The following is a 10,249-nucleotide window of genomic DNA, read 5'->3' on the forward strand; positions in this document are numbered from 1 at the left end:
CTTATTGTCGGGCATCGACGCTCTCGGCGGCCACGTCCCGAACGGGGGCTTCCGCTTCGTCCTGGCCCGGCAGGAACGCCGCGACCAGCAGCGCCGCGCAGATCGCCGTGACCGCGCACACCAGCAGCACCACATCCATGCCGTGCACATAGGCGGAGTTGGCGGACGCGGCCAGTGCCCGGTCCCCGGTGCGGGCGGCCACCGCGTGTGCCGCGCCCACCGTCCTACGGGCGTACGCCGCGGCCGTACCCGGTAGCCCCGCCGTGTCCAGCTGACCGCCGAACGAGGCGGCCAGCAGGCTGCCCAGCAGCGCCACACCGATCGCCCCGCCGGTCTGCCGCAACGTCATCAGCAGCCCGGAACCGGAACCGACCCGCTGCTTCGGCAGCGCGCCCAGCGCCGCGTCCATCGCCGGGATCATGGCGAAGCCCAGCCCGAGCCCGGTGACGCCCAGCCACAGCGCGGTACCGCCGTATCCGTCGCCGATCGCGGTCCGCGAGCCCAGCAGCGCCGCGCCCGCCAGCACCAGCAGCCCGCCGGGGATCACCAGGCGTGGCCCGAAGCGCCTGGTCAGCGGTTCGGTGATGCGCGAGGCGACCAGCAGCCCGCCCATCATGGGCAGCATCCGCACACCGGTGCCCAACGCGTCGTATCCGAGCACCACTTGCAGGTAGCTGGGCACCAGGAACATCAGCCCCATCATCACGAAGATCGCCAGCGTGGCGGCGGCGCTGTTCCACAGGAAGCCGCGCTGCCGCAGCAGGAGCAGGTCCAACATCGGCCGGGTGGCGCGCCGTTCGCGCAGTACCAGCCCGGTGAGCAGAACGACGGCGGCGAACAGCGCGAGCAGTACGACGGGGTCGCTCCAGCCGTCGTCCGGCGCCTTGATGATCCCGTAGACCAGGGCGCCCAGGCCGAGACAGTTGAGCGCGGCGCTGAGGGCGTCGATCCGCGGCGCGGCGGGGTCCCGGCTCTCACGCAGCAGCACGGCGCAGGCGGTGATGCCGAGGGCCACCATGGGCACGTTGATCAGGAAGCAGGAAGATCGAACCCCACCAGAAGTGGTCGAGCAGCCAGCCGCCCACGATCGGGCCGAGCGGTATGCCCAGCGCGGTGGCCGCGGTGAGCGCGCCGATCGCCTTGGACCGCTCCTCGGGGCCGAAGACCGTGGGCACCACGGCCATCGCCAGCGGCATGATCAGCGCGGCGCCGAACCCCATCACGGTCCGGGCGGCGATCAGCGTCGCGGGGGAGCCCGCCAGGGTGCCGAACAGCGATCCGGCCAGGAACACCGCGAGCCCGGTGACCAGCATCCGGCGCCGCCCGAAGCGGTCGCCCAGCAGCCCGGCGGGCAGCATCAGCGCGGCCAGCACCACGTTGTACGAGTCGGCGATCCTTCCCCTGCCTACGGCGGGGAGACCCGAGTAGATGTCTTTTCGGGCATGCGAAAGCCCCCGGCGGGGAAAGCCCTGCCGGGGGCTGGGTGACCTGTGGTCGCGGACTACGAGTGCGTGTACGCCACCAGCGAGATGCCGACGTAGTGGACGATGAACGCGGCCAGGGTGAACGAGTGGAAGACCTCGTGGAAGCCGAACCAGCGCGGGGACGGATTGGGCCGCTTGATCCCGTAGATCACCCCGCCCGCACTGTAGAGCAGGCCGCCCACCGTCACGCACACCAGGACCGCGACGCCGCCGGTGCGCAGGAAGGCGGGCAGGTAGAAGACCGCGGCCCAGCCGAGCGCCAGATAGCAGGGCGTGTAGAGCCAGCGCGGCGCGCTCACCCAGAAGACCCGGAAGAGTATCCCGGCCAGCGCGCCAGCCCAGACGAACCACAGCAGCGCGGTCGCCGTTCCGTTCGGCAGTAGCAGGATCGCCAGCGGGGTGTAGGTGCCCGCGATGATCAGGAAGATGTTGGCGTGGTCGAGTCGGCGCAGCGTCGCCGACACCCGTGGCGTCCAGTTGCCCCGGTGGTACAGCGCGCTGACTCCGAACAGCAGGCACGCGGTCAGGGTGTAGACCGCACAGGCGATCCTTCCGCGTGGGCTGTCGGCGAGTGCGGTGAGCGTCACGCCCGCGACGAGCGTCGCCGGGAACATCCCGGCGTGCAGCCAGCCGCGCAACTTGGGCTTGATGGCTGGGAGATGCGGACCCTTGGCCGTCAGGGCGGCGGCAGTGGTCTCCTCGGCTGCGGTCATGGCGGTCATGCTACCTACGGAACCGTAGGTTACGGCCAGGTAATAAATGGGGCTGGAAGTGGCAATGCTCACTACTGGCCCACTGGACAGATCACGATCGCCCATCGACACTCATATGAGTGCGGTCGGCACCGGATGAGCAGGCGTCCGGGTCGCAGCCCCCAAGGGGCCAAATTCCACAACCCTCAACATCTGACGCCGGATGAGTGCGTGTCCGGCGGAACGGAGCGATCGTGGCGCGCGGCAATGCGGCTCCCACCAAACACCAGGAACTGATCGCTTGGGTCGGCGAGATCGCCGCCCTCACCGAGCCTGACGAGATCGTGTGGTGCGACGGCTCCGAGGAGGAGTACCAGCGCCTGTGTGACGAGCTCGTCGCCAAGGGGACGTTCAAGCAGCTCGACCCGGTCAAGCGCCCCAACTCGTACTACGCGGCCTCCGACCCGAGCGACGTCGCCCGCGTCGAGGACCGGACGTTCATCTGCTCCGAGAAGGAGGAGGACGCCGGTCCCACCAACCACTGGAAGGACCCCGCCGAGATGCGGGAGATCTTCACCGGTGACAAGGGCCTGTTCCGCGGCTCGATGCGTGGGCGGACGATGTACGTCGTCCCGTTCTGCATGGGCCCGCTCGGCTCCAAGCTCTCCGCGCTGGGCGTGGAGATCACCGACTCCGCGTACGTGGCCGTCTCCATGCGCACGATGACGCGCATGGGCAGCGCCGTACTCGACGAGCTCGGCGAGGACGGTGCCTTCGTCAAGGCCGTGCACACCCTCGGCGCGCCGCTGGAGCCCGGCCAGGCCGACGTGCCGTGGCCGTGCAACTCCACCAAGTACATCTCGCACTTCCCCGAGGCCCGCGAGATCTGGTCCTACGGCTCCGGCTACGGCGGCAACGCGCTGCTGGGCAAGAAGTGCTACGCGCTGCGCATCGCCTCGGTGATGGCCCGGGACGAGGGCTGGCTGGCCGAGCACATGCTGATCCTCAAGCTGACCCCGCCGAAGGGCCAGCCGAAGTACGTGGCCGCCGCGTTCCCGAGCGCCTGCGGCAAGACCAACCTCGCCATGCTGGAGCCGACCATCCCCGGCTGGACCGTGGAGACCATCGGCGACGACATCGCCTGGATGCGGTTCGGTGAGGACGGCCGCCTCTACGCGATCAACCCCGAGGCGGGCTTCTTCGGCGTCGCCCCCGGCACCGGCGAGCACACCAACGCCAACGCCATGAAGACCATGTACGGCAACTCGGTCTTCACCAACGTCGCGCTCACCGACGACGGCGACGTGTGGTGGGAGGGCATGACCGAGGAGCCCCCGGCGCACCTGACCGACTGGAAGGGCAACGACTGGACGCCGGAGTCCGGCACCCCGGCCGCGCACCCCAACGCCCGCTTCACGGTGCCCGCCTCGCAGTGCCCGATCATCGCGCCCGAGTGGGAGGACCCCAAGGGCGTGCCGATCTCGGCGATCCTCTTCGGTGGCCGCCGCGCCTCCGCCGTACCGCTGGTGACCGAGTCGTTCGACTGGCAGCACGGTGTCTTCCTGGGCGCCAACGTGGCCTCCGAGAAGACGGCCGCCGCCGAGGGCAAGGTCGGCGAGCTGCGCCGCGACCCGTTCGCGATGCTGCCGTTCTGCGGCTACAACATGGGCGACTACTTCGGCCACTGGGTGAAGATCGGCCAGACGCACGACGCGGCCAAGCTGCCGAAGATCTACTACGTCAACTGGTTCCGCAAGGACGCCGACGGCAGGTTCGTCTGGCCGGGCTTCGGCGAGAACAGCCGGGTGCTCAAGTGGATCGTGGAGCGGCTCAACGGCGAGGCCGAGGGCGTCGAGACGCCGATCGGCGTGCTGCCGACGAAGCAGGCCCTGGACACCGAGGGCCTGAAGATCTCGGACGCCGACCTCGACCTGCTGCTCAGCGTCGACGTTGATGTGTGGCGCGAGGAGGCGGCGCTGATTCCGCAGCACCTGGAGACGTTCGGCGACCACACGCCGAAGGAGCTGTGGGACGAGTACCGAGCGCTGGTCGCCCGACTGGGCTGACCAACGCGCCCTGAAGGGGCGCGGGGAACTGCGCGACCAGCCACGGCGAGCCTGTTGGTGGCCACCGACTAGTGGTCCTATGGTCGATCTTCGACCACCGGCCGGTGGGGGCTGAGCGCGCTCACGCGGCGGAGCCGCACGTTGTCACAGCCCCGCGCCCCTTAGGTCTCAGGGCTGGCCGCAGCCGTCTCCTCGCGCCCCTTTCGCGCACCGCACAGCGCGAGCGCTACGGCTGGCCGTAGCCGTCCAAGAAGCGGCCGATGCGCTCGATCGCGTCCGTCAGATCCTCCGCGCGCGGCAGCGTGACGATGCGGAAGTGGTCGGGCTCAGGCCAGTTGAAGCCCGACCCGTGCACGATCATGATCTTCTCGGCCCGCAGCAGGTCCAGGACCATCTGCCGGTCGTCCTTGATCTTGTAGACCTTGGGGTCGAGCTTCGGGAACGCGTACAGCGCCCCCTTCGGCTTCACGCAGGTCACACCGGGGATCGCGGTGAGCGCCTGGTACGCCGCGTCGCGTTGGGCGAGCAGCCGACCGCCGGGCAGCACCAGCGAGTTGATCGACTGGTGGCCGCCGAGCGCGGTGGCGATGGCGTGCTGGGCGGGCATGTTGGCGCACAGCCGCATGTTCGCCAGGATCGTCAGGCCCTCGATGTAGCTTGCGGCGTGCGCCTTGGGACCGCACACCGCCATCCAGCCGCTGCGGTAGCCCGCCACCCGGTACGCCTTGGACAGGCCGTTGAAGGTCAGCGTCAGCAGGTCGGGCGCGATGGCGGCGGTCGGCGTATGGGTGGTGCCGTCGTAGAGGATCTTGTCGTAGATCTCGTCGGAGCAGACGATCAGCCGGTGCCGCCGGGCGATGTCGGTGATGCCGCGCAGCAGCTCGTTGTCGTAGACCGCGCCGGTCGGGTTGTTGGGGTTGATCACCACGATCGCCTTGGTGCGGTCGGTGACCTTGCGCTCGATGTCGGCCAGGTCCGGCGTCCAGTCGGCCTGCTCGTCACAGCGGTAGTGCACGGCCGTGCCGCCCGCCAGGGAGACGGCGGCGGTCCACAGCGGGTAGTCCGGCGCCGGGACCAGTACCTCGTCGCCGTCGTCCAGCAGCGCCTGCATGGACATCTGGATCAGTTCGGAAACGCCGTTGCCGAGGTAGATGTCCTCGACGTCGAGCGCGATGCCCTTGGTCTGGTAGTGCTGCATCACCGCGCGCCGCGCGGACAGCAGGCCCTTGGCGTCGCCGTAGCCGTGCGCGTCACCGAGGGTGCGCAGCATGTCCTCGAGGATCTCCGGCGGGCACTCGAAACCGAAGGGCGCCGGGTTGCCGGTGTTCAGCTTGAGGATGCGGTGACCCGCCGCCTCAAGCCGCATCGCCTCTTCGAGCACCGGTCCCCGGATCTCGTAACAGACATTCGCGAGCTTCGTCGACTGGATCACCTGCATGCCGGTCACCCTAAGGCCCGCCAACTCAGCCCGCTCGGTGTTTTTCGCCACGTCCCCGTACCGAGCGGCCCGCCAGCACATCCGTTCTGCGGCCGTCCCTGATCACGAACCGGCCGTCCACCAGCACGTACGGGATGTGAGAGCACCCCCAGCTCCCCTGTGTACCGGCCCAGGTAGTACGAGGAACGTGCCTTAGGCGCGGGGATGCGGTTTGTCGCCCATCAGGGGGCCGTCGCTGCTACCGGTGTGGATCGCCAGCGCCTGCCCCGAGTCCGGACGGGCCGACGCGGCCTCGTCGCGCAGCCGCCGCGGGACGGCCTGCGGCCCGCCCGCCAGCAGGTCGGGGCACGGTCAGCCGTCAGCCCGTTGGGTGGGCGGACGCCCCGGGCCGCGCGCCACGACCGCGGTAAGGGCGGGCGGGCATTTCCCCGGCACCGGGGCGGGCTGGCAGAGCCCTCCTAGAAGAACGTCCGGACGAAGTCCACAACCGTCCCGTCCTCCGCCACCAGCGGAATGAGCTGCCACTTGTCGAACGTCGTGCACGGATGCGACAACCCCAGCCCCACCCAGTCCCCGACCTCGACCCCCGCACCCTCGTCGAGCTCGACGAACGCATGCTGGTCGGCCAGCTTGACGACCCGCATCCCGGCCGCCGCCCGCTCCGCCCCGGACAGCGTCCTTACGACCTGGGGCACCGGCAGCCCCAGGTCGTACGGCACGTCCCGCTTGCCCGCGTTCAGCACCGCGAGCCCCGGTTCCGGCTGGGACACCACCTGCGCCCACAGCCGGAACGCGGGCCGCAGCGAGCCCGCCACCCGCTCATGGAACGGCGTGCTGCGCCGGTAGTGGCCGTCGTCGTGGGTCACGTACGCGCCCGAGCGCAGCAGCTTGAACACCGGCCGGGAGAAGTCATCGGCGTCGACCGCATCGAAGACCTGCGCGACGGAGTCGAACCACGCGCTGCCGCCCGCGCTCAGCACGATCTCGTCCGCCTCCGCGAACCGCCCCCGCGCGTCCAGTTCCCGGGCCAGCGCCACCAGTTGCCGCAACCACGCCGTCACCGTCTCCTCGGTCTTGACCGGCAGCTCGCCCTCGTAACCGGCCACTCCGACCAGCCGCAGATGCCGCGCCGCGGCCACCGCCTCGGCGACCTGGTGCGCCACCGCCTCGTCGCGCACTCCGGTACGAGCGCCCGGCGCGCCCAACTCGACCACCACGTCGACCCGGTGGGTCAGCGCGGCGTCCATCAGCTCGACGCCCCGTACCGAGTCCACATAGGCGACGAACCGGAAGTCGGGGTCAGCGGCCAACTCGTCGGACAGCCAGCGCAACGCCGCCGCGTCCACCAACTCGTTGGCCAGGAAGATCCGTTGCACTCCGAACGCCCGGTACACCCGCACATGGCCCGCCGTCGCCGCGGTGATCCCCCAGCAGCCGTGGGCCAGTTGGCGGGCGAACAGCTGTGGCGCCATCGAGGTCTTGCCGTGCGGGGCGAACGCCAGGCCGTGCTTGGCGCAGTACTCCTCCAACTGCGCCAGGTTGTGCTCCAGCGCGGGCGCCGACAGCGCGAGGACGGGGGTGGTGAAACCGCCGTCGAAGATCGAGCGGCGCTCGGCCGCCAACTCACCGACCGTGAGCCCCTCGGCGTCCGGCGGCAGCCCCTTGAAGCGGTGGTCGATCCGCTCCTCGGACAACCCATCGACGTGCATCCGCCCTCCCGGTGACCGCACTTTGTGCAGCTTGTGCAACGCGCGTTGCGACTGGTGTTACGTGCTGTCTAACATCCCGGCGAGCACCGGGTCAATCGTGTACGAGGCGGTGGAGAACGGGGCGAAGGTGACGTTCGACGCGTCGTGCCCGGGGGAGCCCGGGGCCAGGTAGCCCGGCGCGGTCAGAACTGTACGTCGGAGCAGGCGTAGAAGGCGTTTCCGGTGTCCGCGATGTTCCACACCGCGAGGATGAGGTGCCTGCCGGTGAGGCCGGTGGGGATCGTGCCCTGCTGGGTGACGGTGTCGCTGGACGGCGGCCTGCCGCCGTACGGGACGGTCAGGAAGGGCTGCGGTTGCAGCTCCGCCCGGGTCAGCGGCCTGCTGGGGTCGTAGCTGTCGTTGGTGATGAAGAACTCGAAGTCGGTGGTGGCGTGCCGGGCGGTGAACGTCCAGCTGAAGTCGTAGGCCTGGCCACCGGTGAGCTGGGCGGCGGGCCACTGGCCGCCACGCGGGTCGTCGAGTTGCGCGAACCGGCTGTTGCCGCCGCTGCATATGGCGCCGTCCGGTGGCCCCGCCGCCGGGAAGCCCTTCGGCCCTTCGACGCTTTGGGGCTCGTACTGGATGTCGCCGCAGTCGTCCACGGTGCCGTCGGCGCACAGCGCCTGACGGCTCGGTGGCTGACTGATGTACCCGTGGCTACTGGCACTGCCGGTGGCGAGCACGCAGGCCCCGAACACACCGAGACCGATGACCACCGCACCGAGCTTTCCGCGCATGGCTCACTCCTGAGGAACGTGGGGGATCCAGGGTTGAGATGAGCGCCCAGGCTTGGTCTGGACCAATAGCCACGGTAGGTCTGACGTCCGGTCATGTCCACAGGTCTTCTCTTCTCGCGCCCCCAATCTGACAATGTTCATGCCAAACCCTGCCCCGGCACCCGCACTCCCTCGAATCCCCTCGCTAGGGAGAGGACCCCCCACATGAAAAGACCCCTCACCGCCGCCCTGTCGGCGGGATGTCTCGCCGTCGTCACGTTCCTCGGCATCACCGCGGCACCGGCGGGTGCCGCGACCAGGCCCTCGGACGCGCAGGTCAGCTTCGCCGGGACGGTGGCGCTGGACGACTGTTCCGGCTCCGTCATACGCACACCCGCCGCGGCGGACGACGACCCGGCGATGGTCATGACCAACGGGCACTGCCTGGAGAGCGGCATGCCCACCGCGGGCCAGGTGATCACCGACCAGCCGTCCAGCCGGACGTTCACACTGCTGAACGCCTCCGGCAACCAACTCGGGACGCTGCAGGCCGCCAAGGTGCTGTACGCGACGATGACCGACACCGACATCACGCTGTACCAACTCAGCAGCACCTACGCCCAGATCCGCCAGCAGTACCAGATCGAGGCACTGCCGCTGGCCACCACCCACCCGGTGCAGGGGGACCCCATCGAGGTGGTCTCCGGGTACTGGCAGTCGACGTACTCCTGCGCGATCGACGGCTTCGCCTACGAGGTGAAGGAGGCCGACTGGACCTGGAAGGACTCCGTCCGCTACACCCCCGACTGCCATGTCATCGGCGGGACTTCGGGCTCGCCGGTCATCGACACCTCGACCGGCCAGGTGGTGGCGGTCAACAACACCACCAACGAGAACGGCGAACTGTGCACCCTGGACAACCCCTGCGAGGTGGACCAGAGCGGCAACACCACCATCCACCAGGGCATCGGCTACGCCGAGGAGACCTATCTGATAGCCCCCTGCGTGGGCACCGGCAACACGATCGACCTGACGTTGCCGAACTGCGCGCTCCCAAAGCCGTAACGCACCCAGCACAAGGGACGCCCTGGCGCGGGCAGCGCCAGGGCGTTCGCTTTCGAAGCCGTGACGTGAAGGGCCGGGCGGTACGCGGCGTACCGCCCGGTCCGGCCGCGCTAGTTACGGCAGCGCGTGTACGTGCGTGCCCACGTCGTTGGCGAAGGAGTTGCCGGCCGACGCGTCCCAGTTGGTGGACCAGGTCATCGCGCCGCGCAGCGTGGGCCAGGTCCGCGGGGGTTTGAAGGAACCGCATCCGGTGCCCTGGGTCAGGCAGTCGAGGGCGTTGTTGACCACCGTCGGTGAGACGTAGCCGCTGCCTGCCGCGCTGCTGGAGGCCGGGACGCCGATGCCCACCTGGGACGGGTCCAGGCCGCCCTGCAGTTGGGTGCAGGCCAGTGCGGTGAGGAAGTCGACCGAGCCTTCGGAGTAGACGTTGCCGTCACAGCCGTTCATTGAGCCGGAGTTGTAGAACTGGGTGTTGACGACCGTCAGGATGTCCTTGATATTGAGCGCCGTCGCGAAGTAGTCGCTGGACGGCGAGAGCATGTCGATGGTCTGCGGGGCCATCGTGATGATCAGGCCCGGACCGGCCTTGGCCGACAGGGCGTGCAGCGCCTGGCTCATGTACGTGGGGTTGAGACCGTTCTCCAGGTCGATGTCCACGCCGTCGAAGCCGTAGTTCTGCATCAGGGTGAAGACGCTGTTGGCGAAGTTGGTCGCCGAGGCGCTGTCGGAGACCGAGATCGTGCCGTTCTGGCCGCCGACGGAGATGATGACCTTCTTGCCCGCCGCCTGTGCCGCCTTGATGTCGGACTTGAACTGCGCGTCGCTGTAGTTCAGACAGGGGTCGAGGGAGAAGTCCACCGCTCCGGGCGTGGACGTGGAGTTGGCGAACGCCACCGCGATGAGGTCGTACTGGCTGTTGACGTCGGAGAGTTTCTGGACGGCGGCGCCGTTGCAGAAGTCCTGCCAGTAGCCGGTCACCGCGTGCTTGGGCAGGCCGGAGGAACTGCTGGGCGGGGTGGGCGTCGGTGTGGGGGTGGGAG

7 protein-coding genes and 2 pseudogenes are annotated in these 10,249 nt (G+C 69.3%); 2 read left to right on the forward strand and 7 right to left on the reverse strand.

Features of this window, described 5'->3' with window-relative positions:
* Position 1: 1 nt before the first annotated feature.
* Both NON19_RS15630 and trhA read right to left on the reverse strand, forming a co-directional pair.
* Positions 2-1,430, reverse strand: a pseudogene (locus NON19_RS15630) (DHA2 family efflux MFS transporter permease subunit).
* A gap of 71 nt (positions 1,431-1,501) precedes the next feature.
* Positions 1,502-2,197, reverse strand: a complete 696-nt coding sequence (gene trhA / locus NON19_RS15635; protein ID WP_255928489.1) for a PAQR family membrane homeostasis protein TrhA — start codon at positions 2,195-2,197, stop codon at positions 1,502-1,504.
* 233 nt (positions 2,198-2,430) lie between these two features.
* Here trhA and NON19_RS15640 point away from each other — a divergent pair, with 233 nt between their 5' ends.
* The gene (locus NON19_RS15640; protein ID WP_255928491.1) at positions 2,431-4,242 is read left to right on the forward strand and encodes a phosphoenolpyruvate carboxykinase (GTP); all 1,812 of its coding nucleotides are present in this window, start codon (positions 2,431-2,433) and stop codon (positions 4,240-4,242) included.
* A 226-nt stretch (positions 4,243-4,468) separates the two neighbouring features.
* Here NON19_RS15640 and NON19_RS15645 read toward each other — a convergent pair whose 3' ends face one another.
* The 4 genes and pseudogenes from NON19_RS15645 to NON19_RS15660 form a co-directional block, all read right to left on the reverse strand.
* Positions 4,469-5,680, reverse strand: coding sequence for a pyridoxal phosphate-dependent aminotransferase (locus NON19_RS15645; RefSeq protein ID WP_255928493.1), 1,212 nt, complete (start codon positions 5,678-5,680; stop codon positions 4,469-4,471).
* Between the two features lie 25 nt (positions 5,681-5,705).
* A pseudogene (locus NON19_RS15650) lies at positions 5,706-5,932 on the reverse strand (D-aminoacylase); the annotation flags it as partial.
* A gap of 206 nt (positions 5,933-6,138) precedes the next feature.
* Entirely contained in the window at positions 6,139-7,389 is a 1,251-nt protein-coding gene (locus NON19_RS15655) for an amino acid deaminase (protein ID WP_255928495.1), read from the reverse strand.
* A gap of 182 nt (positions 7,390-7,571) precedes the next feature.
* Positions 7,572-8,165, reverse strand: a complete 594-nt coding sequence (locus tag NON19_RS15660; protein ID WP_255928497.1) for a lytic polysaccharide monooxygenase auxiliary activity family 9 protein — start codon at positions 8,163-8,165, stop codon at positions 7,572-7,574.
* 204 nt (positions 8,166-8,369) lie between these two features.
* On the opposite strand from NON19_RS15660, the gene NON19_RS15665 reads away from it, so the two are divergent.
* A complete protein-coding gene (locus NON19_RS15665; protein WP_255928499.1) occupies positions 8,370-9,209 on the forward strand; it encodes a S1 family peptidase in 840 nt (279 codons plus the stop codon).
* Positions 9,210-9,323: 114 nt separating this feature from the next.
* Here NON19_RS15665 and NON19_RS15670 read toward each other — a convergent pair.
* Positions 9,324-10,249: chitinase (locus tag NON19_RS15670; protein WP_255928501.1), on the reverse strand; the 926-nt coding region annotated here is incomplete at its 5' end.

Origin of the sequence: Streptantibioticus rubrisoli (assembly GCF_024436055.1) — a bacterium.
In the GTDB taxonomy this organism is placed as follows: domain Bacteria; phylum Actinomycetota; class Actinomycetes; order Streptomycetales; family Streptomycetaceae; genus Streptantibioticus_A; species Streptantibioticus_A rubrisoli.